25 protein-coding genes are annotated in these 25783 nt (G+C 41.7%); 5 read left to right on the forward strand and 20 right to left on the reverse strand.

What is annotated here, in order from left to right; all coding sequences use genetic code 11:
- Window positions 1-15 precede the first annotated feature (15 nt).
- On the forward strand, window positions 16-900 hold the full coding sequence (locus tag AC58QD_RS06290) for a hypothetical protein (protein ID WP_497331144.1): 885 nt from the start codon (window positions 16-18) through the stop codon (window positions 898-900).
- Between the two features lie 731 nt (window positions 901-1631).
- Here the strand turns inward: AC58QD_RS06290 and AC58QD_RS06295 are convergent.
- The 5 genes from AC58QD_RS06295 to AC58QD_RS06315 all read right to left on the reverse strand — a co-directional run bounded on the left by AC58QD_RS06295 (window position 1632) and on the right by AC58QD_RS06315 (window position 6472).
- Window positions 1632-2576 carry a dihydrodipicolinate synthase family protein gene (locus AC58QD_RS06295; protein ID WP_497331146.1) on the reverse strand — a complete coding sequence of 315 codons (945 nt, stop codon included), beginning with the start codon at window positions 2574-2576 and terminating at the stop codon, window positions 1632-1634.
- 20 nt (window positions 2577-2596) lie between these two features.
- Window positions 2597-3070: a NanQ anomerase/TabA/YiaL family protein gene (locus AC58QD_RS06300; RefSeq protein ID WP_497331148.1), complete on the reverse strand. Its 474-nt coding sequence runs from the start codon at window positions 3068-3070 to the stop codon at window positions 2597-2599.
- 31 nt (window positions 3071-3101) lie between these two features.
- On the reverse strand, window positions 3102-3269 hold the full coding sequence (locus AC58QD_RS06305; RefSeq protein WP_497331150.1) for a hypothetical protein: 168 nt from the start codon (window positions 3267-3269) through the stop codon (window positions 3102-3104).
- Window positions 3220-5511 carry a glycosyl hydrolase family 28-related protein gene (locus AC58QD_RS06310; RefSeq protein WP_497331152.1) on the reverse strand — a complete coding sequence of 764 codons (2292 nt, stop codon included), beginning with the start codon at window positions 5509-5511 and terminating at the stop codon, window positions 3220-3222. Before AC58QD_RS06310 ends, AC58QD_RS06305 begins: the two co-directional genes overlap by 50 nt.
- 151 nt (window positions 5512-5662) lie before the next feature.
- Window positions 5663-6472 carry a helix-turn-helix domain-containing protein gene (locus AC58QD_RS06315; RefSeq protein WP_497331154.1) on the reverse strand — a complete coding sequence of 270 codons (810 nt, stop codon included), beginning with the start codon at window positions 6470-6472 and terminating at the stop codon, window positions 5663-5665.
- 210 nt (window positions 6473-6682) lie between these two features.
- Here AC58QD_RS06315 and AC58QD_RS06320 point away from each other — a divergent pair, with 210 nt between their 5' ends.
- Together AC58QD_RS06320 and AC58QD_RS06325 are read left to right on the forward strand one after the other, a co-directional pair.
- Complete coding sequence (locus AC58QD_RS06320) at window positions 6683-8002, forward strand: ABC transporter substrate-binding protein (RefSeq protein ID WP_497331156.1); 1320 nt, start codon at window positions 6683-6685, stop codon at window positions 8000-8002.
- 23 nt (window positions 8003-8025) lie between these two features.
- Window positions 8026-9177, forward strand: a complete 1152-nt coding sequence (locus AC58QD_RS06325) for a sialidase family protein (RefSeq protein WP_497331158.1) — start codon at window positions 8026-8028, stop codon at window positions 9175-9177.
- Between the two features lie 304 nt (window positions 9178-9481).
- Here the strand turns inward: AC58QD_RS06325 and AC58QD_RS06330 are convergent, their stop codons facing one another.
- The 8 genes from AC58QD_RS06330 to AC58QD_RS06365 form a co-directional block, all read right to left on the reverse strand.
- Entirely contained in the window at window positions 9482-10447 is a 966-nt protein-coding gene (locus tag AC58QD_RS06330) for a hypothetical protein (protein ID WP_497331160.1), read from the reverse strand.
- Between the two features lie 193 nt (window positions 10448-10640).
- Window positions 10641-10835, reverse strand: a complete 195-nt coding sequence (locus AC58QD_RS06335; protein WP_497331162.1) for a barstar family protein — start codon at window positions 10833-10835, stop codon at window positions 10641-10643.
- Window positions 10836-11167: 332 nt separating this feature from the next.
- Window positions 11168-11791: a hypothetical protein gene (locus AC58QD_RS06340; RefSeq protein ID WP_497331164.1), complete on the reverse strand. Its 624-nt coding sequence runs from the start codon at window positions 11789-11791 to the stop codon at window positions 11168-11170.
- Window positions 11792-11956: 165 nt separating this feature from the next.
- Complete coding sequence (locus AC58QD_RS06345; RefSeq protein ID WP_497331165.1) at window positions 11957-12721, reverse strand: class I SAM-dependent methyltransferase; 765 nt, start codon at window positions 12719-12721, stop codon at window positions 11957-11959.
- A 271-nt stretch (window positions 12722-12992) separates the two neighbouring features.
- Window positions 12993-13862 (reverse strand): phosphotransferase, encoded by an 870-nt coding sequence (locus tag AC58QD_RS06350; protein WP_497331167.1) that lies wholly within the window; start codon window positions 13860-13862, stop codon window positions 12993-12995.
- A gap of 430 nt (window positions 13863-14292) precedes the next feature.
- Complete coding sequence (locus AC58QD_RS06355; protein WP_497331170.1) at window positions 14293-14883, reverse strand: hypothetical protein; 591 nt, start codon at window positions 14881-14883, stop codon at window positions 14293-14295.
- A gap of 45 nt (window positions 14884-14928) precedes the next feature.
- Entirely contained in the window at window positions 14929-15213 is a 285-nt protein-coding gene (locus AC58QD_RS06360) for a hypothetical protein (RefSeq protein WP_497331172.1), read from the reverse strand.
- Between the two features lie 155 nt (window positions 15214-15368).
- Window positions 15369-15872 carry an NUDIX domain-containing protein gene (locus AC58QD_RS06365; RefSeq protein ID WP_497331174.1) on the reverse strand — a complete coding sequence of 168 codons (504 nt, stop codon included), beginning with the start codon at window positions 15870-15872 and terminating at the stop codon, window positions 15369-15371.
- Between the two features lie 461 nt (window positions 15873-16333).
- Between AC58QD_RS06365 and AC58QD_RS06370 the strand changes: the two genes are divergently transcribed.
- The gene (locus tag AC58QD_RS06370) at window positions 16334-17536 is read left to right on the forward strand and encodes an IS110 family RNA-guided transposase (protein ID WP_497331176.1); all 1203 of its coding nucleotides are present in this window, start codon (window positions 16334-16336) and stop codon (window positions 17534-17536) included.
- A gap of 209 nt (window positions 17537-17745) precedes the next feature.
- On the opposite strand, the gene AC58QD_RS06375 is transcribed toward AC58QD_RS06370, so the two are convergent.
- From AC58QD_RS06375 to AC58QD_RS06400, 6 genes are all read right to left on the reverse strand, one after another.
- Window positions 17746-18513: a hypothetical protein gene (locus tag AC58QD_RS06375; protein WP_497331178.1), complete on the reverse strand. Its 768-nt coding sequence runs from the start codon at window positions 18511-18513 to the stop codon at window positions 17746-17748.
- A 121-nt stretch (window positions 18514-18634) separates the two neighbouring features.
- Window positions 18635-19669, reverse strand: coding sequence for an Ldh family oxidoreductase (locus tag AC58QD_RS06380; RefSeq protein ID WP_497331180.1), 1035 nt, complete (start codon window positions 19667-19669; stop codon window positions 18635-18637).
- Between the two features lie 272 nt (window positions 19670-19941).
- The gene (locus AC58QD_RS06385) at window positions 19942-20784 is read right to left on the reverse strand and encodes a tyrosine-type recombinase/integrase (protein WP_497331182.1); all 843 of its coding nucleotides are present in this window, start codon (window positions 20782-20784) and stop codon (window positions 19942-19944) included.
- Window positions 20785-20860: 76 nt separating this feature from the next.
- Window positions 20861-21967, reverse strand: coding sequence for an HNH endonuclease (locus AC58QD_RS06390; RefSeq protein ID WP_497331184.1), 1107 nt, complete (start codon window positions 21965-21967; stop codon window positions 20861-20863).
- Window positions 21968-22334: 367 nt separating this feature from the next.
- A complete protein-coding gene (locus AC58QD_RS06395; RefSeq protein ID WP_497331186.1) occupies window positions 22335-23000 on the reverse strand; it encodes a hypothetical protein in 666 nt (221 codons plus the stop codon).
- 303 nt (window positions 23001-23303) lie between these two features.
- Window positions 23304-23720, reverse strand: a complete 417-nt coding sequence (locus AC58QD_RS06400) for a cytidine/deoxycytidylate deaminase family protein (protein WP_497331188.1) — start codon at window positions 23718-23720, stop codon at window positions 23304-23306.
- Between the two features lie 279 nt (window positions 23721-23999).
- On the opposite strand from AC58QD_RS06400, the gene AC58QD_RS06405 reads away from it, so the two are divergent.
- The gene (locus tag AC58QD_RS06405; protein ID WP_497331190.1) at window positions 24000-25169 is read left to right on the forward strand and encodes a serine hydrolase domain-containing protein; all 1170 of its coding nucleotides are present in this window, start codon (window positions 24000-24002) and stop codon (window positions 25167-25169) included.
- Between the two features lie 160 nt (window positions 25170-25329).
- Here the strand turns inward: AC58QD_RS06405 and fabZ are convergent, their stop codons facing one another.
- Window positions 25330-25758: a 3-hydroxyacyl-ACP dehydratase FabZ gene (gene fabZ / locus AC58QD_RS06410; protein WP_497331192.1), complete on the reverse strand. Its 429-nt coding sequence runs from the start codon at window positions 25756-25758 to the stop codon at window positions 25330-25332.
- Between the last annotated feature and the right edge of the window lie 25 nt (window positions 25759-25783).

The raw sequence follows: 25783 nt of genomic DNA on the forward strand, positions 1-25783 counted from the left end.
AGGGGGATAATATTTTTGGGAAACAATAAAGTAAAAACGGGATTTTTTAAAAGTAAATTTTTTTTCGGTATTGTAATATTGTTCATTGCATTAATTGCAGTGCCAGTTTTGTTTAATTATTTGTTTATTTGGGACAGTGGTCAGGCCAGAGGCGCAACTGGAGATTGGTTTACTTTTTATGGGAATATTGTTGGGGGATTGATAGGTGGATTTTTTACTTATGTGGCTTTAATGTTAACTATCAAAAATCAAGAGAAAACGAAGATTGAAGATAGTAGAGCAAAGCTTGAAATTTTGCATCAAAAAATAGATTTTTCTGATACAGGTAATGATTCTGATTATGACAATCCGATTCTTATTGAAATTAATAACGTTGGTGGCTCGATAGCCAAGAATATTGAAGTAACATTGATACTTAACGATTTTGAAGAAACTATTAATGCAATTAAGGAAATTGCACCTCCCATATTTATGAGATTGTTCGATGTAGATGTTACTGAATTGGGGGATGAACCGGAGCAGGATGTAAGTAGGAAGAGTACTGCAGTGATTGTAACTGGACAGTCGGGTAGAGATAGGCACTTAGCAAACCTTGATCAAGAGTATGATTCGGTTTTTATTGGCTCATGTGTACCACTGAGGCTAAATCATCAAGCAAATGTTGTATATTCGTTAAATCATAGTGTAGCTAGGCTGATCAGTTATTTGATAATAAAGAAGAGAGAAAACCCCGAACCCAACGAGAACGAAAAGGAGTTATTCGAACTTAAGCTGAAACTCAAGTATTCAGATGAGTATGGGGAACGTACTGAGGATTTTAAACTGGCATGGCGATTCGCTTTTGGACGATGGGATAATGGCACTTTGAAGATTCAGTATGTGTTGAAAAGTGAAAAATAATAGATTCAGATCGACATCTTCAATGAAATTGGGGGCGGAAAAAAGGACAAAATACCAGATAGTAAGGTAAGGCCGAAAAGTAAAGTTGGATCACATGTATTGCTTAATTTATTCTTCCGTTGGCTTGATGCGGCTAGAATATTTGCTTCAAAGAAGACAAGGCCGAACGTTGATTTAATTGATGAAATTCCAATGTATTATGTTAGCTTCGGGAAAGAGTATAATAACTTACATTTTCATGCTTGCTTCAGTATGTAGGTAACAAATACGAAGCGAAATCAAATTCAAATGTGATGAAAGAAATAAAAATTGTTACGAATTACATTGAATAAAAACACTGACTGAGTAAGTCGTAAGTCAGTGTTTTTTTATTAACAAGTTCAAAACGCTGCGAACATGAAAAGCTGTGTAATCACAGCTTTTTTATTAATCGGTACAAGTTCTTGTCATCCGACAACGACCGACGGACACGGACAAACCTATTATACAATTACATATTCACAAAACCCGTATTTTGTACATATGTCTATGAACCTGATAAATCCCATGTCTCACAACCTTTTTGTTTGTCGAGTGTCAAGAACTTGTGCCGATTATTGCTTGCTCTGTTTCCCCCATAAAAAAAGTCACGTTTGTTTGTCGTGACTTTTTTTTACTTTAACCTTAAAAATTTTGTTGGAGCATTCGGCCCGATTTGCTTTCCGCGATCTATAGCAATCACCAGTGAAGTCTCACACTCTTTCCTGTTCAACTTCTTTCAACAAAAGCTGGTGTCTTACAGTCCCCGCAAGCCGTTCAAGCTGTTCCACTTCGAGGCGGTGATTTCCTTTTAAAGCGGAATCGTCTTTGATCCGGCTTGTCCTATCTATCGTCAGCCCCCGTTTTTGCATATGGTACTTGGCGTTGATGGGATACATCTGAAACTCAATTAACGACGCCACCGACAAGAATGTCTGCAGCTTCTCAGCCTTTTCCAAATCATGGCTCCATTGCTCCGTTAGCTCGACATACAGATCCGGATGGAAATTGGCCATCACGCCGCTGAAACCGGCTGCGCCAAGCTTTAGAGATTCAAGCAGCGTCGTTGAATTCGCGTTAAACAGTTTAAGTCCGCTGCCCGTCACGGCCGCCATCTTTGCCTGAATTTGCTGCAGATCACAGCATGTGTCCTTCAGAAACTGGAATCGACCCGTGTCCGCGCACCATTTTAACGTTTCCGCCGAAAGCAGCCTCTTATAAGGATAGGGACACTCATAAATGCCGAAGTGTACTTCCGGAATCGCATTCAGAATCTTCGTCGTATGGTTGATCCATACCTTATCATCCTCTTCTGCTGTCGCAAGACGATTGCTCACAAGGACAACCGCATCCACGCCGGTTTCCGCAATGCGTTGTAACTCCTCAATCTGGTCTTCGAGCTGATCCGAAATATGTCCGGAGGCGATTACCTGAACCCGGCCAGCTGCTTTCTCCTTGACGAAACGGGCGATTTCCACCCTTTCCTCCAATGTTAAATAAAACATTTCGCTAGACTGGCAAACAGCGAACAATCCATGAACGCCCCGATCGATGTACCATTCAATCAATTGCTCCAAGCCTGAGTAATCTACTTCATCGGAAGTGGTGAAGGGCGTAATCATCGTAGGCCAAACGCCGTTCGAAATCGTTATGCTCATTGCCTGTACATCCCTTTCTTTTAAATTAGTAAATCCTTGTGAATCTTGACTACAACTTTGCGGATCTTTGCGTTGTTCTTTACACTACAGCAGGGCCGGTGAATGTCCGATGGGAAAAATACGGCAAACATACCCGGCTTGAGCAGCAGGTCTGTTTCATTGTCCACGTTGGAGTAGAAGAGCACATCTTTGTCCGCAAGCAGATTTTCCGCTATAATCTCCTTACCGTTGGCTCGTGCAACCCCGATCCGTTCTTCTCCATCCAGCAGATATTGAATATCGATATAGCTCTCATGCGATTCCGGCTTACGCGAAGCTTTTGGTTCGGTTACGATTTCATGAAGCAATGCGAACAATTGTTCACCCGCGATATCGTATTTTCTGTTCTTCATTCCAGAGAACTTGGTACGAAGTATATATTCCATTCCCGTACGGATGGCTTGTGAAAAAGCCAGTTTCTCCCGCTCCCAATTTGCAATATCGCTAACGATCACAAGTACCCTCCCCAACTTATAGTAAATCCAGCTATTTCTTGAACTGCTTAAGCACCTTCATAACGGAGTCGGCGTCGCGACCGAAATATTCGTGCACCCGGAAGCATTCGGCATCCAGCAGTCCTATGAGAGCGACGTTGATTTCCTCACTAAGAACTTCCGATACTCCCGTATTCGGATAAAACTTGCCTGCGTCCAAGATATCTCCATACGACGGTTCCATCGTGTATGCTGGTTTCTTCATTACCGGTAAAATTGCCAGAGCCTGACGTACCGGCCGTGATGCAAAAATATACTTTATCGATCGATTGCACGGAAGCCCACGCCACAACTCCCTGCTGGTAGGAGGTAGATGCCTGCCGTCCTCGGACATCAGCTATTAAAAATCCATCGTTCATCGCTAGGAGTCCTTCCCTCGTCTTCCCTTCTAGATTCGTGTAAGGAAATTTGGTTCCTGCCACAATCTGAACGCCATCGCCCAACTGTTCCAGTATAGGAGTGCCGTCTCCGATTGGAAATGGTTTTCCTTGAAAGCTGTAATTATTCGATAGCTGCAAAAGGACTCTGGCTAGCTTGGCGCTTTTATTACGCACATTTTTCAGTAGATTGTCTCTAATCACGAAGATGTGTATGCCTATCGCTGACGCGGACGCCCCTTCAACCGATAGATCAAACTCGATATAATTTTTGGAGTCATAGATCCGATTACCAATCACGTACGTCTTCACAGGCTGACCCGCATCGTTAAATATGTTGATCGCACTCGTTCCACTCGATTGTTGCGCTTTAATGTAGAAATCATTATATTCGATCGTTGTCCATTGGGACACCGCGCCTGATAAATCCCCAATGTCGACAATGTTCTTCTTCAGATCCCGGGTAACATGAAATTCATTATGGGATAGCAGACTGTTCCCCGAGTTATTGAAGTTCATGTCGATGACGACATTAGTTAATTTATTGTCGCGGAACGTGTAATGGGAAAAGTCACCAATATCAATAATTCCCGCCCCTTCTTCTCCTAACCAGACAAATTCGTTGCCGATGTACACGCACTCGTCCGTACTCGCGATATTCGTAAATCCCGTACCTTTGTTGGTGACTAAATAATTGCCGCTGCTCGGATCCCATTTAGTTCCTAATTGAAAAAGATCATTGATATTTTTGGCGGATCCGTCTTCGATACAAGTATTTCCAATGAATTTATTTCCTACCGAAGCATAGAAGATCGCGAGCGAGCCGTTACCGGAATTCTTCACAATGTTATGCTCGGCAGTACAATAAAAGCACCCTTCATAGTCAATTCCGAGATCAATCCCCCGTTCGACGTAGTTACCGGTATCGTTGCACATATAACCATTAATGATATATAGCGCATTCGGCTCGAACAGCCGATTATGGATCCGATTCACATGGCGGCAACGGCGATAGTGTTGGAGATTCCCGCCTTGATTTATGCCAGCCGCGCCGCCCCAGCCGCTGATTGATCCCCGAACGGAATCATTACCTTGAATGAGTCCCTTCTCGCAAAACTCGTAGCGGAACATTTGCACAAGCGACCCTTCCTGTACATAGGTCTGATTCTCGGAAAACAGAAAATTCTCGTTCAAATCTCCTCCGTTGGGAGACATGCCTGCGGATACGGCCGGATCGATGTTCGGGTCGTTGTTATTGGAAAGTGCCTGATTATAAGTACCCCATTGTCTTGCTGCATGGGTCATGTATTGGAGCCCCATGTTGTGTGACGTACATCTCCACATCGATACATTTCTGACATTGATGCTGTACCATGCACAGTAGGTAACATATTGAATTCCAGGGCCAAGATTAGCTTGATTGATAAAATCAAGTCCATATAAATGGATATTCGTTGCAAACAAGGAATGATCCGTTCTACAATGAGACACCGTGATGAATGGAACTTTCACGTTAGTTCCGTTTATGATGATTTTTACTGTACCGGGTTCGGCTTGAAGGGTAATGTTGGAAGGGAGCTGTACTTGCGAGGCCAAGCGATATGACCCCGTTGGAAAAAAGATAACGCCTCCGCCAGTCCCGGCGGCATGATCAATCGCTTGTTGAATCGCCGGAGCATCATTCGCAACTCCATCCCCGATTGCACCAAAGTCCAGCACTGACATAGACTCACGCAACTTTTCGCCCACAGTACGTGCAGTCGTATTCCCTGCGTACTGATAGGAGACATCATCCGCTCCGACTATGTGAGGATTACCGTAAACGGAACCGGTGACGGAACCGCTCCCGTTCATGGCGTTAATGATACCTCCTGTTGCCAGGGAAGCTCCTGTGATCCCGAGAGTAGCGAGCAGCATGCGCCGACTAAGCTTTTTATCTCCTTCCTTCTCTAGCTGTGAAGTTGTCCCCTCAGTTTGATGCTGTTCTAAAAGGTCATGATTGCCATCAGGTTGTTTACCCATCATTCATCTCTCCCATGAAAGCGATTTCTTTGTTTGGTTTTGATTATATGATGAATTTCTTATGAATGCCTATACAGATCTGATAGCGACATTCACTATTTGGCTATAAAATGATGTGGACGTCATCGTAACAGCATCCTCTCTGCGATCTTGCTCAATGTACCTGTTTACGGTATTCGAGAGGCGACATCCCGTACTTTTCCCGAAATACCCGATAAAAAAAGCTGTAACTGGCAAAGCCGGATGCCTCGGCAATTTGCTCCAACGGCATTTGGCTGTATTTGATCCGTTCCACGGCAGCTGCCATCCGAACCTCTTTAGCATATTCCATAATGGAAATCCCGTAGCATTCCTTAAATAGATGCACAGACCGTGATATGCTGAGTCCGGCATACTGGGCAACATCTTCGATTTTGAAGGCGAACATCGCCTTCTCCTGAACGAACGTCTTCATTCGTGCGGCAGCGAACGATCGTCCGTGAGGCACGGCGGTCTCCAACACTGCCTGTTCGATGCAGAGACAGAGCGCTTGGAGCAAATGCCCGATCAACTCCTCGTTATTTTCCCCCATCCGAAACTTCCGTTTCTCTAGTACCAAGTGCCGCCAAAGCGCGATCAGCTTCTCGTCGAGATTGATTCGTGTTCTCTGCTGCTTGGTCCTCCCCTTCCACCAGTCGTCGATCCAGCGGCCGGCACAGGACAGGAAATAGTCTCCACTAAAAACGAGTGACTCGCCAAGATCGTTGGGTGTCGGCGTGAAAACAAGCTCGTACCGGTCACCTGGCTTGTACAACAGCAGATCGCCCGGAACGAGTGTCGTCAGCGTTCCGTTGACTAGCGCCTGGCAATACCCTTCGGTCTGCAAGCGAAACAAATAGTAAGACAGACCTTCCCGGTCCTTCAAATAGGAGGCTTCTTTTGTATGGTAGGAATATCCGCAAAGCAACAGCATTACATCGTCCATCGATACACCTCCAGTTTTTTTAGCCAAATAGTAAATGTAATAATCAGATCTATATAGGCATTATACGTAAACTTTTTATATAATAAAAGTACCGGTGAAAACGTTTTCTCCTACATAAAGAAACAGTCGTAGCAATTGATCGTCTCCGTTCGCCTCGGCTGTCGAACGGTTGACAAACAGCCATAAAAATAAAGTAAGGGGTGTGTGGGGATGTATCGTAAAATTACAAAATGGATATTCGGCATGGTTATCGCATTCGCTCTGACAGGTTGTTCGCAAAGTGTCAGTCCAGATGGTGGCAATCCAGCCAAAGTGGCAAGCAACGAACCAGTCACGTTAACGCTGTATGCCAAGGGGCTGCTGACCAATGAAGATTTTACTAGATTTATTGAGAATCCGCTCAAGCAAAAATACCCGAATATTACGATTAATAAGATTGACGGCGGTACTGGCAAGCAACCGAGTGATTTAATTGCCGCCGGCAGCATTCCGGACTTCATTTGGGACGGACTGACCAACATCGATGTGATTAAGGATGTCGATTGGCCTTCCGACCTGGACCCGCTGGTGAAGAAATATAAATTCGATCTGAACAGACTGGAACCGGAAATGGTTGCAAGCATCCGATCCTATTCCGAGAAAGGCCAGCTGTTGTTCATGCCGTTCCGTAGCTTCGAATTCGCGCTGCACTATAACAAAACCATCTTCGATAAATTCGGCGTCGCTTACCCGAAAAACGGCATGACTTGGGAAGAGTCGGTCGATTTGGCCAAGAGGGTGACACGCAGCGACAACGGCATCCAATATCGCGGCTTGAGCGCGGGTATTAACGTCAATCGGATGCAGACACAACTATCCGCTCCTTTCATCGACGTTAAAACGGGCAGATCGGTGGTGCTGGCTGACAATCAATGGCAGGACATCTTCCGAATGTTCAAAAGCATATACAGCATACCTGGCAACTATCCGGCCGGCGCAAAGTTCACCGACGGCAGAACTGCGTTTCTTAAGGATCAAAAATTGGCGATGTACCCCCATCTCGTCATGATCGGGGATGCGGACTTCGCTCAAGCTGCGAAGGAGGGCTTGAACTGGGGCATTAGCACATTCCCGGTATGGAAAGACAAGCCGGGCGTCGGACCGGGCATCTTCTCAGATGGTTTCGTTATCCCGAACGGTAGCAAGCATCCCGATTTGGCCTTCGAATTGATAGCTTACTTGCTGTCTGACGAGGTGCAAACCATGGCGGCCAAGTTGGGAAATCCGACCGCGCTCACCAATCCTGAGGTCAAGAAGCACATGTACGAAGACAACCTGCTTGTGAAAGGGCTTGATTTGGCACCCGTCCTTTCCCTGCGCAAGGCGAAGCCTTATGCAACAACACCGTACGACACGAAGGCGAACCGCAACATTATTGAAAAGAAGCTCGAACTGTTTTACACCGATAATCTGGACTTGAACACCGCGCTACGCCAAGCGGATGAAGAAATCAACAAGATGGTCGAAACGGAGAAGTCGAACAAAAAATAACGATATCAAAGGATGATATTTCTATGAAGCAGTGGATCAGTGAAGTTCGCTATCAGGAACGCACTACGCAAACGTATCTCGGGAGCCCAAGCATTGTTAGGCTTCCCGACGGATCACTGGTGGCCACGCACGATTATTTTGGCAAAGGCAGCCCGAAAGACTTCGAGGGCAGAGAAACGTTGACAAGCGTCTATCGTTCCGACGATAACGGACAGTCTTGGGCGTGTGTCACACATATAACCCGAGCGTTCTGGAGCAGCTTGTTTGTGCATCGTGGTGATTTATATTTGCTCGGCACAACTGGTGATTTCGGCCACATCGTCATACGCCGAAGTGGGGACGGCGGCTGCACATGGACGAATGCCCTTGATGAAGAAAGCGGGTTGCTGTTCCGTGGGGGACCCGGCATGGAGCCTCCGAATTACCATTGCGCGCCGGTCCCGGTAGTACAAATCGGAGATCGCCTTTACCGCGCTTTCGAGGATTTCGATCCGGCTGTCCGGCCGTCAGGCTTCCGCTCCTTCGTTATTTCTTGCAATTCCGACGCCGACTTGCTGAAAGCGTCTAACTGGACGATGAGCAACAAGCTCGTCTACGATCAAGAGACCGATCCTGTGGAATGGGGAACGAACAACAACGGCGGCGTCGGATGGATCGAAGGCAACATCGTGGAAGGACCGAACGGACAAATCTACAACATGCTGCGCATTTGCTCCGAACCGGTAACGGATAACTGCGCGATGGTACGCGTGTATGATGAGGGTAGACGTGTGGAATTTGATCCGGAGGCCGATTTCGTATGGTTACCCGGGGGGACGCACAAGTTCACGATCCGTCGCGATGCCGCTACCGGACTGTATTGGACGATTTCCAACAAAGGTGAAGATCCGATGAAGCACGTTCTGCGGGAGACGCTCTCCTTGTTCGTTTCCACCGATTTGCGGCAATGGCATTTCGCCGCCAAGCTGATGCAGGACGACCTCGGTTATTCTCTGCAGGAATCAAAGAAACGGACTGGGTTTCAATACGTTGATTTCCAGATCGACGGCGATGATATCATATACGTCGTACGGACCGCGTATGACGGCGCAAACAGCTTTCACGATAGCAATCGGATTGTCTTTTCCGCGATAAGGCAGTTTCGTAATTTGATTCCGTCCGTGATCCGTCGTTGATAAAGTAAGGTAGACACAGTGATGGTTTTCAAAATTCTGCTGTATGTAGGTTAATCTGTGTCACTTCGCTTCAATGGTAGTCACATTTGTGCATTTCTTTATAACGTAAATGTGACTACCATAACCTGATTTCTCAAGCTTTATTTGAAGGCTGTAGTGTTTCTGCAATCGAGGCTGCCGATCCATTCCGGCAGCCTCGTCCTGGTTTCTTAATACACTATACTGCCCTTTAGCTTAGCGACTAGGTTGGCACATCGACCGCGGCTAACGATCTATGTTCTTATCCTTTTTCTGCAAACATGAATTACTTAACGTTACCGCCTTTCTTGCTCATCCACATCAGCACCGCGGAAACTGCATACATCAGGACACACACCGTAAACCATCGGAAAATAGCGGGCGTAGAGCCTAAATACAATCCGATCGGCAGATTCCAGAGGAATACGCTCCCCATGGTCTTGGGCGTCCCTCGGATAGCCGAAATCAGCGCCACGATAGCCGGTAACGGTATGAGTAGTGCTGTGAGCAGTAGTGTATCAAGCTCTATTGCCTGGAATGGATTCGCTAACGCGAATACAGCCCAGAGCGCAAGACTTCCGATGGCAGCAGTAAAGCCTATCCATGACCCTGCCAGCAGAAGCTTGCGTTTCCTTCTAGTCGCAATGCCAAAAGCTATCGCCGTGATTAAAAGAATCCCAACGGCAAACATCAACGCAATTCCTCTCCGCGTACTTAACTTACCAATGATGAACTGTGAGTAAATTCCGGCTTCCTCCCGCCAAGATTGCTTCATCACGTTGGAAAGATCGACTTTTTGGGCAGGCGGTTGCCCGTTTCCCAACAGGAAGAGGTCATCATTTGCCAGTAATTTCGGCTTGGTCCGATTGCATAAAGTGGTCATCCACTCACCGTTGGCAGCTTGTCTGGCGTAAACGAGGTACGTTTCGCCCAATTTGAGGTTATAGCCACACGACTCCTCTCCCAACCCTGCATCTACGATAATTTGACTTTGGGACGGCCCCTTGAACGTACGTTCAACCTCCAACAATGCATTGTTGCTGCGTCCGGGAGTCCCACTAGATTCCACAGTGCCGAGCAGTTGCTTACTCTCGATGACAGTGCCCACGAACACGGCTCCTGCATTTTCGAACGCCTGCTGCAAGGATTGCGGCGCGCACGAGCAGGCCAAACAACGGTCCGCGTTCCAGAATGCCCCAGCCATGCAGACGACCAGAAGTATCCCTGCAAGCGTTGCCACTTTTTCCCTCATGTCATTTCGGCCCCTTCAATAGACGATTTACTCGCTATCCCCAAAACGCAAGGAAGTAGGAAAATGTTACAAAGTCTCAAATAACTGAAGCGATAGTTTGAATAGGCTGCTGTATTCCTCCAAATTCAATCCATATAATGAACCTGACATGACCAACTCGGTAATTTTGTATTCAAACCCTCAAGTCACTCTTTCATGATTTCTGAATCCTTGGCAATTTCTTCTGTAGATTTGACCAACCAAATATATTTATAACTATAGGCATTTCAATTAAACCTGTAATTGAATCCCAAAATGCATCCCAATTCATCCCGTAAAACGACGGGAACCCAAGTTCTTTTAAGATTGTATGCAGTTCATGACTGGTCCGAATATTACTTAAGTCCAATTCAAGTAATGGTATCCGTTCCTCCAGCTCAAATCACCTCCGTAATAACAAGTCTAAATTTATGGTGTTCTGAATACTTTCAGAAACACCTTATTTTCCGCACTAACCTGGCCTTTACTTCAAAAGGCAGCCGATCACCGGCTGCCCTCTCCTATTCATTAAGCTCTCGTACCTGATAGCTTAACAGTCCTTGTTCAGAATTACTTCCCGGTTTTTGAAACATGGTAAGCCGCGAAAGCAAATATAGGGGCATGTCAAAAATTACTGCGTAACATCCTTTTCTCCTTTGGTATTCTTTGTTGTTTAGTTTTTCACCAAATGTAACCCCAAAATTACTCATCAACTTTCAAACCGTTCCAGTTTACCTTCCAGACTCCAGCCTTGTTCCTGGTTAGCCCGAAGCCCCCCTTCAGATTCTCCAGATCATTCCCAAGAGCAGCGTCATTATTATCCAGTCCTTGATCGGTTTTGAGCGTCATAACAATACGGGCAGTATCTCCCTCTACTTTTTGTTCCAGCCTATAATTCCGTTCCAAAGCTTTGCTTTGTTCTTTCACTCGCTGTATCCCTTCGAGATCGTTGCCTAAGCCGTTCAGGAATTCATCCCGGTTTGGTACCCTATAATCGTTTCCTTGAAGAAACAACGCGTATACCACATCAAAATCCCCTAACAGTACTGCCCTCATATACCATTTGAATATATCGATCGGTTCAAGTCCTTTTAATAAATCATCTGCAGTTTGTCTAGCAAAAGTCTCATATCGTTCCAATTGTTGAGGAGAAAGGACCCAACCTTCTTCCACATACTCAGTGGGTTCTTGTGTCAGCGTTTGCATTGGGGCTTGTTCACGATGGACCACAATATTTTTCACCACCACCGCAATTAAAAGCAGAATCGCGCAGCATGCCGTTATTAAGACAGCCGTTTGGAGATGGTTGCGTTTACGATAACCCATATCTGTATTGTCCCCCCGATCTTCTTAATTGAAATTGGCTTCAAACAACTATGCCGTCTTGTGTAATTAAGCTATAGTTTCTCGTTAGTTCAACAATGGTGTTCAGTAAATGGTATTCCACAACAAAGGCTGCCTAATGGCAGCCTTTGTGATTTTGCATTACACTTACTTTCTTGCCCTAATAATCATAAAATTTTGATCTTCATTAACTTCTTGTAAAGAATAGCCACCATAGACAGAAACATCTTTGAATCCGAGCTTCTCAAGCATCATGATAAACTCATACTTAAAAAACCATCGCATTTTAGTTGTACTATACTGAGTATTAATTAAGAGACCATCTTTAAAAATTTCATATCGCTCTATCTTTATTTGAATCTGTTCAAGGAAATTAAAAGTTGATTTTGAACTTACGACTATATCCGAACCGTTGCTTCTTGTACCCTTAAAACCAGGTGCCCATTCAGCACCTTTATTTATGAACAGATCTTTTGGTATAAATAGAGGGATTAATGTCTGTCCACCTTGTTCAAGATGCGCATATATACTCTTTAATGCATTCATTGCGTCTTCTCTTTCTGATAAGAGTATAAATGAAGCCGCTGGTATATAAATAGTCATATACTTTTTAGGTATATCAAGATGTTGCATGTATTGATCATACAAAACTGGAAACTGCCCACTTTTCTCAGCCTTAGCTTTGCATATATCTAACATGTCTTTAGAACAATCAACCCCGTCAACATCAAGACCAGCGTCCAAATAGGGCAACAATAATCTTCCAGTACCACATCCAAGTTCCAATGCAGCTCCTGGAACTTCTATAATCATTTTTTTGAAGAACTCACTGTCATCGGACGCGCTACCCGTTCGCATATCGTAAGTTTCCGCTAGAATACCTTCATATGATTCAACATTATTAAACAACATATTTGTTGTTCCCTCCATGTTTTAAATGTTTTCACACACACACGGAAGGTTAATAATAAGAATTCTATATTACCCCTTCCGCACCTCGAAATTTAATGTATTTTCAACTTTAGTATTTGTATTCATCGCAATCACTCACTTCCATATTTAGTAATTTCAATATAACTCACTTAGTAATATATGTCCACGAGCAGACCATCTTAATTCCACTGCTGCCCGTTAACGCAGCAAGCCACCGATTAAAATAGGTGGCAAGTTCGAAATGTTTGATCTAGTTGGATATGTTCTTCCAGTATTCCCACGCCGTTAAGTAATCTTCCAAATCATGAGGGTGGTGTTGTATACAGATCCCAATACGGCAATAAAGTTGAAAGATAACTTCATCAATTAGTCTAACTTCATCAATTAGTCTTGATCCTTCTACAGGTTCATGATCGAGTAATGAAAATGCTGCGGTTAGAGTTTCAATATCCAAATCGTCAGGAGAGGAACAAAAAGCGTAAGTAAAATCATACAAAAGGGGCCCAATCATTGGTGAAGGGTCAATGACGCCACACAGCTTTTGTTCAAGAAATACAAAATTATGGACTCCAGTATCACCATGTAATATATATCTTGTTTCATTTTCTTCATTTTTCGCCATGTTTTCCACAATAAATTTCACTTTATCATAATCCTCAATGCTTAACAGACTACCCCAGTTAAGTTTCGTATCCTCTAAGCTCCGATAATTCCATTCCTGCCATGATTGAATTGGTCTTCCAATTCTCCCCCATTTATCATTTGGCAAATATTTTTCATAATTATTGAAGATATCTCTTACTAAAATTGATAGCCATTCTATTTTCACGCCACGATTATAATGGGTTGTGCCATCAATGTACGAATACAAGATATACTCTTTCGCAGGAGTCGAATATTGAATTTTCGGAAACAAACTAATGTGCTCATAGTGAAGTAGAAAATCTTCAGCCTCGGTATTTTTTTGCGGGCGATCTACTTTCAAAACATACTTTGCTTTGTTGTCCTCCATAAGAATATATACGTTCCCGTCAGTAGAACCACTTTTATTATGTATTGCTTTAATGTTGTTACCAATCAAATCTTTTTCCTGAAGTGTTTTGATGATACTATCTACCATAGTTATATTTCCCCTCTTAGAGTCATTTAAATGAAATATGTTTATTACCGATCAAAGCATCCCATCCATTTGATACTACGTTTGTATTGGATGGGATTCAAGATGAAGATCCGTTTTAACTAATAATCCCTACGAAAAGATCGCTATCTTCCACCACGTAATACTGCCCGTTAGCTCAACAGGGTTGCCGATTAATGCCCGTCCCACGAATAATTCTCCTGACACATTCACCTACGTCGGGAATGAGATACAGTTCTTGTCAAAATCGGGAATGGGATAAAGTTCTTGTCACGGCCAATTGACAAGAACTTTATCCCATTCCCGACAGACAAAAACCCATCGTCTATTTTAACGATGAGTTTCTAAAAATGTATAATAATAATTCTTAAATTGTAAGCCTGGACACGTAGTGATCGACGTTAGTTTAGCCCTATTTTTTACTCCAAATGTTTTTATAAAGGTCAGTAATCGTTAGTCCAACAATACCAACAACTTCACTCGCTACTTCATTTGGTTCGTTTCTCAGAAAGAAAGCGAAAGAAAAACAATCTCCATCCTTATAATTCAAACCACATCGACCTGTTGCACTAGCGTTGTATATTTTATCATCATACTCAGCTGTCAATTTTGCAGTTGTTGATGAAGTGAACGAGTAATCGTTGAGGGTCTCATGATAGACACCCGAGATGAGCGAAGCTCCCGTTAAGGAATATTTTCCGCTTGATCTAAACCCGATGTCATATCCTCCATTAGGTGTTCTCTGAAGCCATGTAACGTATATCTTATGTTCTCCATCATTATAAATCTCTTTACCGATGTTACTTTCTAAGTCTGACAAGTCAATTCTTAGTGAATACTTTCCTTCGATTAAATGACCATTTTTGTTAGTAAATTCCTTGGTATTGTTTGCAAGAGAAGCCATTCCATCTGACCATAAGCGGAATAAACCCGATGACCAGAGTACAACAATCATTACAACTGAAAGAAGTACGGTGATGTAAGTTATTTTTTTAGCTTTCATGTATTTTATTAAGACCCTCCTTGTCGAGCTCTAGTTCCCGTTAGCTCAATCTTCTGTTAGCCGACCAAAGGAGATTTTGCGAGGCAACTCAGTGCTCTTTAATCGTTCGTAAGCTTCTTTGATGTCAGGTACATTCTCTTTAGTAAGAATTAATCCGTTTATTGTATTTCTAATGACAACTAGTTCAACTTGATTAAATGTTGTGAGTTCTAGAATTAAACTTTGAATTCGCCTCTCAAAATGTTTTGACAGGGCATCGGTTACTAATTTTATCTCATTTTCAGAAAGCTTTTCACATTGAGATGTGATTATTGTTATCATTTCATTCATTGCGTAACTTACACCTCTATCTCTTCTGGTTATTCTTCTACTATTTATACTGAAATTTACAGATTTTGGTTGCATAACCTGCGGATTTGGTTAATAAAAGAATAAGGAGCTCTGCGTAGCAAGCTCCTCAACTATCGTGCCCGTTAATTTAATCATTAATTGTTAGTTACTCTTCTTAGTGCTTCTTCATAAAAAGCTCTATTTTCTTGAACCCAAGGAATTGTATAAGCATCTTCTGGTCGGAAGAAGACTCTTCCTTTTGTTTCATTTGTAGCTTGAAAATCATCTAGCTTTATTATTTTTGCACAATAAAACACCATATAGCTATCTGGATACGGGTACTTATAGTTCTCGGGTTTGTTATATAACCTGATTAATTCATAACCAAGAACCTGAGGGGATTCAACCAAAGCACCAGTTTCTTCATACAGCTCTCTTTCCATTGCATCAATTGGCTTTTCCCCAGGTTCTATATGCCCTCCAGGAATATCCCATCCTCTTTCATGCAAATTAGTTAATAATAATGCATTTCCTTGGAATGCAAGTACAAACGAACACGTTATTAATTCTTGATCAGGAAGGACTTTAGACAATACTAACCGTGTTTCATTAGGAAACGGTAGACTTTTAACGTTTTTTTCTTCCCTAATAATATTCATTTGCACCTCTATAAAGTTACTTAATTTGAATAAGGCTCCATTTCCAATTATTACATAAATCAACTTCACTTTGAATGACAACTTTTCGACTTTATTGCCACTTTATTGCCAGTTAAGGAGCATAGGCTGCCGATTGTGAGTATTCGGTCCCGTTACTTCAGCGAACAAAGAGATCACCTGAAAAGAGTGATCCCATTTCAAGTAACGTACCCGTCGTATTATGAGGTCAACCAGTTTTTGCTGGTTGACCACTTTTCATTTTAAGTGGTGTATTTATCGGTAGCCGGGGCAGAACGATCGTACCCGTGGGCACACAGCCCGTCGCTAAAACTGTTCGCCCCCTACTTGTAGAAACCATGTTTAAGCTGGTTGGGACATTTGGATCTCGCATAACAAGCGATGCTGTGGAACTGCAAGCAGCGTAGGGGTTACCGGCAATCAACTATCGAAGGGAGAATATCATGAATCCAGTAATAGGTCTGGATATTTCTAAGGGTCAAAGTGAAGGTCAAGCATTCTTAAACAAAGGGCAGCCATATGGAAGAACGTTTCGGTTCCTTCATACTCAGGACGGGCTTCAGGATCTAATAAACATCATTCACGATGTTCGGAGCAAAGCTGGTTCCTCCCCTACTGTCATTTTAGAATCAACGGGGCATTATCATCAGGCTGTTATACAATTTCTTGAGGCACAGGATATTTTGTTTTTGGTGGTCAATCCCCTTATTTCTCACCAAGCCAAGAAGTCCAGCCTTCGAAAAGTGAAAACAGACGCTGTGGATGCGTTTCAGCTTTGCGAGCTCTACTACAAAGAGGAATTTGAAACTCATAAACAAAGAGGTATTCAATTGCTCAATCTCCGTCACCTGACGCGTCAACATGAATCGCTCACTCATATGTATGTCCAAGCTAAACTACACTTTCAAGCTGTATTAGACCAAGTCTTCCCCGATTACAGAGGAATCTTCGGGGATTTGTACTCCAAAATTTCCTTATCGTTGCTTAAAGAATTCCCGACATCCAAGATCATTTTGAAATCGGGAGAAGCAAAGCTAGCGGATCGGATCGCTTGTCTCTGCCCCAGTCGATCAGATAACTGGGCCATCGATAAAGCTAAACTCATTATGAAAGCTGCCGTAAATAATCCCTTTCAAGAAACCAGTTATAGCAGCCATTTGAGTAGCATTAACCTATACATCGAGTTGCTTCTTCAATACCAAGAGCACCTATCCCACCTTGAAAAAAAGATTGATGCTCTTGCTATAGAAGTAGAAGAATTTATGATTATCCAATCGATTCCTGGGATCGGAAGCAAGATCGCGGCCACGATTTTGTCTGAGATCGGGGAAATCCATCGGTTCAATCATGCTAAGAAATTAGTAGCCTTCGCTGGAGTCGACCCCAGTGTTTATTCGTCAGGAAAGTTTACAGCGACTACGAACCGCATAACCAAGCGAGGCTCTAAACAGCTGCGTCATACCTTATATCTCGCCGTCATATGTGGGCTGAAGAATTCAAGAAATAAAAAGCTACGGGAATTCTACGATAAAAAACGTGAAGAAGGAAAACCATACCGAGTAGCCATTGTAGCCTGTATCAACAAGCTTCTTCACTGGATCTATGCAATCTTAATAAGAAAACAGCCCTTCCTTGATTTAGATTAAAACCCAATCTTATTAATTAAATGAAAAGCCTTCCATCTCTCAAAAGGAAGGTTCTTAAGCATGCCCACTTTTTAGTATAAGGCATGGATTTAAATAATTTAAGAGAAAAATGTTGACAAACTATTAGCTGGTTTTAGTTCAACAAAAATCTTTCCAATTCCCATTGACCTTCTTCATGAATCTATATTCTTGTCCCTAGACATTCCTTGTTAATATGGAGGGTTGTACAAAGTAGACTGAATTACTTCTACTTCTAGTTCATACTTGTGTATTATAGAGCGTACTAGCTCATTGAACCATTGCGGGGCAGTTGGTGATACGTATATTCGCTCAATTAATTCATTAATATCAACGGGGATGTTTGCTCCGAATTCATATTGAGGTGAAGCAAGCGTAGTATAGTCTATGTGCTCCCCAATAGTCTCATTATGAGTAACGGGTATTTCTTGAATTATTGCCCTGAGCTCACGTTCATGTTCAAAACTCATCCTTTTTAAAAGAAATGCCGAGAAGAGATTATCATCGGGTATCCATTCTTGAGTATAATCAACATATTTTACTTTGCCTATGTTAACTATTTCTTTAGTCTGATGGAAACTTTTGCTCAGCTTTTTAAATGTTGATTGTACAGCAATTCCCTCATTACTATTCAAGTATAATTTCCACATCGCTGCTGATTCATGTTCGTTCATGTGCCAGCAACTAATAAGTGTACGCGCTCTTATCTTGTCATGAATAAAACTCAACGCAGTCTCCAAACTTTGAGGTGCCCCTATAGCTTGATTAATTAGTGGTCTTAATCTTTTAGTCTCAAGAGAATGTGTCCCTTCAAATGGATCTTCAAACTTGTCTGTTCTAGTGAAAAATAGTGACCCTGTAACCAAAACACTTACAAATTTAGTAAAATCCATGTATCGCCATATCTTAATATTTTCATTTTCGGGTTTTTTGAAAAATCTTTGATCTTCTTGGTACATATTTAATCTCCCTATTATTCTTACTTCGGCCATCAGTTGAATTGCAAAGATGGACGCATCAAAATGCCATGTAGTTGCGCTAATGATCGGCAGCCTGTTGTCATTGTGCAATCGTTCCACTTTAGCGTAATGATTCGAAATTCATATTGATACCTGATCTGTTGCTGACACGAATAATTGAATCTAGTTGACTCTTGGGATATTCAATCCATCCCCTGCTCATTACTTGATTACTTATTTCAAAAGAATGATATCCTGGATAGGTATTAAACTGCTTCAAATAATCTTGAATTTGTTTGATCATATGAGCTGAGTTAAATAATTTTGAGTCAAATGCAAATATTATAGCCCCTTCTCCCCAGGGTTTACCTGGTGCATTTCCAAAAAATCCCCCAGTTAATGCACCTGCAATAAACTCCATACCCATTGCTAACCAAAGACCTTTAGTTCCACCCAAGGGCGGAAAAGATCCGCAACTTCGATCTCCTTCGAGAATCTTATACAATATATTTAAGTCTTGAGATGCCTCACCATTTGCATCTTGTACGATTCCAGGAGGAAGTATTCCATATTGGTCAGCATATTCTTTTAGCCCGACCGCTGAGTGACGAATATCATGAGTACTTAAAGAACCGTCAAATAAAAAGGGCGGGGTACCTGGTGCACATATTGCAAGCGGATTATTACCAATAACATTTAGATCGGTAATGCCTTTATTCAGTAATGGGTTGTTTTGCGTTATTATTAACCCTATTTGGTTTGCTGATAAAATCGGTTTTAATCCTTCCCCAATGATGTTCGGTTTAGGCACCGCGACGATCCCAATTCCATACGTATCAGCTAGGGATGATGCAAGTGACGCACCTTTCCTGGCGACTTCATCAGGCCAATTTCTATAAGTAGAAAAAACACGAGCTGAAATTGGTGTAATATGCTCCGTTGTGACTTTCAATTGCTTAGTCACAATTCCACTATTAATTCTATCAATAATTGATTCGAGCCGTGCAGTACCTCTTGGAAAATCACCAATAATATCACGATTGATTTGTATTTCTGTCCACGTGTTTACAACATAGTCATCATCCACCCATTGACGTAGAATACTCTTACACCAATGAGTCATCTCAGAAATACTTATTTTTACTGACTCTGGCATTTTAGTTCCACTCCTTTCCCTTTTTCAAAGTACAACCGAACATCTTTCTGAATATAATTTTTCCAATTATATCCTTCCACTCAGATGCATGCAACACTTATTTTTAAACATTCTTTCAATTTGTTACTACTCTAACGAGTTGAAGTTACCGATGGATACTGTAGCTCAACTTTTTTGCCCGTCCCTCGGCATCTCAAAAGTACTGTCACTCACTATCCTGCCCAATCGTTGAACAGCGGCGGATCTTTAATGACGAATCCGCCGCCAACATACTAAAAGAAACGACGATAAAGTTCTCTCCGACGCTCACCACGCAGTTGAGCATAAATTTGTGTTGTTGATGCTTTTTCATGCCCTAGCATCCCTTGAATAAAATCCAATGGTGCTCCATTATCAAGCAACTGACAAGCATAGGTATGCCGAAACCGATGAGGGTAAACATTGGCATTAATCTCTCCGCGCCCTGCAAGCCGTTTTAAAGCCCACCTGAGCGTTGGAATGGCCATTCTCGTTACAGGATTTGTTTCAGTTACAAATAAGGCTTTACACGAGTCTTCACGAATGGATAAATACTTTTTCAGCCATACTTTACACTCAGTTGTAAAATAAATCTCTCTCTGCTTTGAACCTTTCCCATTTACTACTGCAGAACAGTTCTCCCAGTTCAGATCCTCGATGTGTATTTTCTCTACCTCTCCGATACGACAGCCTGTACTATAGAGGAATTCAAGCAGAGCCCTTTCTCTCAATGTCAGACATGAAATCTTCAAGTGGATAACATCTTCCTCCATCAAAAACTTAGGAATTCGCTTTTCCATTTTGGGCTCACGTAATTTGAGTGAAGGGTTGACGGTTATGTAGGTTTCTTCGTAAGCAAAACGAAATAGAGAACGCACAAAACGGATGCGGTGACCTAGACTACTTGCCTTTAATCGATTAGATTGCTTTGCCAGGTATTCCTTCAGGTGGTTCAGGGTTATCTCGGAAATATCTATATCCCCGATTTCCTTAACCAGCATCTTCAGCTGTAAAGCATATGCTTTTAAAGTCTTCGGACTAAACCCTTGTATTTGCTTATCAGCTTCATAATGACACCAAAGTTCGCTTAAAATCATATTTAAACCTCCTATTCAGCAACTAATTCTAGTTTGCTGCATATAGGAGGTTTTGTATCCATTAGCTTAATGATATCTAATCATTTGAATAGGGCATATATTTTTTACGGGCTTCTTTTACAGCTGTATCCGCTTGACTTAATTCATCGTAATAACCAACATGAATTGTTTTTCCCTGGATTTTGATTCGCGCATGCCATTTGTTCATCCTTTTATCCCAGCCAACGCCTCTAACTCCTGAAACGCTATCACTTCTAGCGCCTCTTTTGTTCTGTTTATTTTCAGCTGGTGTTAAAACTCTTAAATTATCGTTAGTATTATTTAAAGTGTCATGATTAATATGGTCAACCTCAGTTGCTTCAGGTAATCCCATTATCCATTGATGTAGACCAAATATCCTTCGTTTATTCAGTCCGAGAGTCATGTTCCCCTTTGCATAGAATGAATTTGTCTTTTTGCTGTATGATGCGTACCATGTGTTTTTAAATTCCTGAGCTCTTTCTAACATAGACGTACTGATAAGTGTCTCCATTAGCCCATACTTTGTACTGTTAATGAATATTGCAGTCACTTCACCACGGATTTCATATTTATTTTTTACTTCATTCGACCGAATCGATTTTTTAAGCCTTTTTATCTCCTTATCTTTCTGCCTTAATTGGGACTCAAGTTCATTAATCTTTCGTGTTAAATCTCTTAAAATCTTATCGTCAAATACTCGTCTACTGTTTTTGGAAATATCAACATGCTTCCATGTAAGATTTTCTCGGATTGCTCTTACAGTCTTTTGACTTACATTTAGGCGACTCATAATCTCAAGCGGTTTGATACCGTCACGTAGCATGATTTTGATTTCTCTTGCCATCTCTTCGGTAATTTTGCTTGAACCATTTCTTTCGCCAATAGCTGCCCTACCACGGACAAGTCGATCACGCATATTTTCTTTTTGCGTTCCTAACACAAGATGTTCAGGATTTATACAGGCACGGTTATCACATTTATGCCTAACAACAAATCCTTCGGGTATCTCTCCAAAGCATTCTCGATAAACAACTCTATGCGCTCTTTGTTCTCCGCCTTCGTGGTAAAGATATGCATAACCCTCACCGTTATGACGGTGGGAAGTTACTATAAAACATCCACTTTCATCAATGCGAAAATCAAGTTTTTTCCTCTTTCTCATATTCAATCTCCCTTTATCAGAGATTCGGTCTCGCAAAATATAACAGTTCTCACTACAATTCGTCATTTCGATGGGGATTACCTTTTTTTGGGGGCTATCCTGTTCTTTACTTCAATATTAGTCTAATCAGTAACGCCTAAATAAAAGCCAGCAATATAAAGGGCAGGTACATATTATACATGCATAATATGTACCTGCTAACTTTATTTTCTCAACTATCGTTTTCCGTTTGTTCAATAAAAAAATAGAGCAGCAGTATTGTTTGCAAACTCTTGAAGTATCTTTTCCGTAAGTTGTTAGCCGTAGTGATTAACCATTGCTCGGCTTATCATCAATATAAATTGAAACTTCTTTTTTGCCACTCAGACTACAACGTATCCTGTCTTTTAAGAATTGAATTATCAACAACAAAATCCCAGGTTAGTAATAATTCGTCTAGTCGATCCAAGAGCTCAATATTTTTATGATATCCTCCATCAAAAATGATCGTTGCTAATGGTTTAAACATCATGATTAATCCAAGCGTCATAAAAACCAAAGTGATTACTAAAGTTAGCGTTTGCTGATCGATTGACTTGTCCGCTGCGAACTGACTTACTACCGGTTTCGCAATAATTGTTATTAAAAATGAGCAAAAAGCAATTATATTAGAACTTGGTTTTCTTCGCATGATTAACTTACGTGTTAGCATATCTCTCAAGATTTGGGTGTTTCTGATACTTTTATTTGAATCTCCAGGGACGCAGATCTTACTCTTTATTAGGAACCTTTTGAACCTTTCATCATCCCACGTTATATAACGTGTTTCATTATGGTTTACCCTTACCATTAAGCCAATTGCCAAGATTAACGGAATGTATATAAGCAAGTAAGATGGGCTGTTAGTTGTAACACCCCAAATGAGTGATCCCGCGGCAAAAAGGATGATGACAATAATAATCAGTTGCCTGCGAAACGGTAGGTATTTTCTCATTTTCTCTAGAGTAGAGAATTCAGTTTTGTAATCTTTCTCAATTTTAACTATTCTACTCATTTCCCTCATCCTTCCTTACTTCTTACCGTTCATACGATTGATTATAGTACAAGTTTCAATAGATGAGGGATGGTTGGAATGCACATGTAGCTTGTAACACGTATTTCCAACATACACTCCTATACGTGTTAATGTTGAAAAAGTGTTAAAAGGACTAGTGCGGAGTCGTGTCTAATGCGAAAATTCCGCAATCCTGCCCGTTAGCTGAGCGGATTTCCTGCAATGCAAAACAAGCGATGGATCGGTTCCACCGCTGTGCTATCGTTCTCCGTTAGTTCAGGAATTCTCATCATAAAGTGAGACTTATTCATCCACAATTATTCGTTTATAAGATAAGGGCAACAAGTCTTTAACTTCAACTTTTACAGGATTACCTCGCTCATCGTTCAAAATCACCATAATATCTGGGCAGTATTTAAGGAGCATTTGGCGGCAGTTCCCGCATGGCGGTATTAAACAGTTGTGTGCTTTATCATGAGCAGCAACTATTGTTTCAAAATCTCGTTCGCCAGCAGTGATAGCTGCACCAATAGCTATGTATTCTGCACAGGAGCCATGGATACCATCACAATTGACGCCGAGATATACCTTCCCATTTATACAACGAATAGCTCCACCAACTGTGTGGTTGTAAACTCCAGCGTCAAAGTTTTTTTTCAGCACTTCCAATGCCATTGATATAAGTTCATAATCACTATGCGTTAAGTTAAATGTTTGCATTATATCTCCCTGTTTTCAGCATTTTAATGAAATATTCGACTTGTAAACAAATCTATCCTTTATTAGTCTATAAAATACTTAACTATGCTGTCCGTTGAAGATATCTGCCCTTTAGCTTAATGACGTCTGCCCACGGCAGCCATTTCATGTGCGTAACAAATCATTATAACCAAGTTATTCTATTCCCTATCTCCTACAGAATGGTATTATTAGCTTAGTATGCGGATATTTACTAATAGATACCTTTTCAAAGACGTTTAAAAGGTGAGGAGTATATATATGAAGCTTAGAGTTGGCACATTGGATGAGGCAGGGATGTCCCCACAAAGAATTCAACGGATGGAGAAGACAGTAGAGGGTTGGGCAAAAGATAAGTTATCGCAAGCTTATGTCACTATTGTTGCACGGAAAGGCATTATCGTTAGTCATCAAGCATGTGGTAAAGCTGCTCCTAATACAGAAGCGCCTCCGGTATTAAGAGATACCCTATTTCCTCTTGCTTCGATTACGAAACCAATTACAGCTACAGCTGCAATGATTTTGGTTGATCGAGGTTTATTAAGCTTGAGCTTCCCCGTTTCCTATTATATTCCTGAATTCGTTGGTGAAGGAAAAGATAAAGTGCTTGTTCACCAGCTTATGACTCATACTTCTGGTCTACGAAATGTAGATGTGGGAGAGCATATCAAGAAAAAAGAAGGAATAGTGGAAATTCCTCCGCCAGACAAAACACAGCATCCAGAACTGCATCGTCGATTATTTCTTGGATATGATGCTCCACTGTGGAAACCTTCAGGAATGGAGATGTCTTACTGTGGGTATGGAATTGAATTGTTAGGCGAAATTATCCGGAGAGTTAGCGGACAAGCGCTCGAAGATTTTTGCAAGGAACATATTTTTGAACCGTTGGAAATGACAGATACATACTTTGTTGTCCCCGAGTCTTTATATGATAAGGTCATTCGCAGATCACAAGATGTTCCAGGAGGTGATTGGTTTCATACCCCTGCAGCATTAAGCTTGCCATCAGCTGCAGGAGGCGCTTACTCCACTGCACTCGATATTGCGAAATTCGGTCAAATGTTTCTCAATAAAGGCACATATGGTAAGCACAGAATATTAAGTGCTGCCGCCGTTACGGAAATGACACGCGATCAAATTCCGCATGTTTCCTCCACCTACGGTGCACAGGTATTTATTAATGCTTCTTATGGTTATTGTTGGCCAGTCAATGGCAATAAAAAAGACAGTGGAGATTTGTTCTCAGCTAAAGCTCTTGTTTGTGGAGGAGCAGGTGGAGTTAACATCACTATTGATCCTCACTATGAAACGATTCATGTCTATTTCTCTATCAATAACCGAAAAAATGACGGTTATGGAGTCTGGTGCCCTACGATGAATTTATTCAATAATGCTGGTATAGCTGCTATTGAGGATTCTGTCAGCTAGTCTCCTGTTGACGCCAGGTCCGGCTATAATAAAACCAAGGGGGTTTTGGTATGAATACCAAGACCCCCTTCTTTATTATTGGCTAATCTGCCGCCCGCTACTTTAGTAAACGAAAAGGATTACAGGCACCTCCACTATGGTTACCCGTTAGTAGTATCATTCAGTTTGAGCTTAGAGCAATAATAATTTCAGCCTCGCAAACAAGTTCTTCGTTTACTCTTGCAATTCCTTTACCTTTAACAATCTGTCCTTTCTTTCGAGTGACTTCAAATTCGAGATGAAGTTGGTCTCCAGGTTTTACTTGTTTTTTGAATCGACAGTTGTCAATGCCAGCTAATAAACCTATTTTTTCACTAATTTCTTCTTTATTGAACATAGCAATTCCAGCTACCTGCGCTAACGCCTCGACAATAAGAACACCAGGCATAACAGGGTGATCAGGAAAATGTCCGTTAAAAAACGGTTCATTTATTGTGACATTTTTAATTCCCACAGCTTTTACCCCATCATTAATTTCAATAATTCTATCAACTAAAAGGAATGGATAACGATGAGGAATAATATCTTTAATCTGTTGAATATCAAGCATTCATATACCTCCAATACCGCTTATT

Source organism: Paenibacillus sp. J2R1T-4 (genome assembly GCF_059692235.1).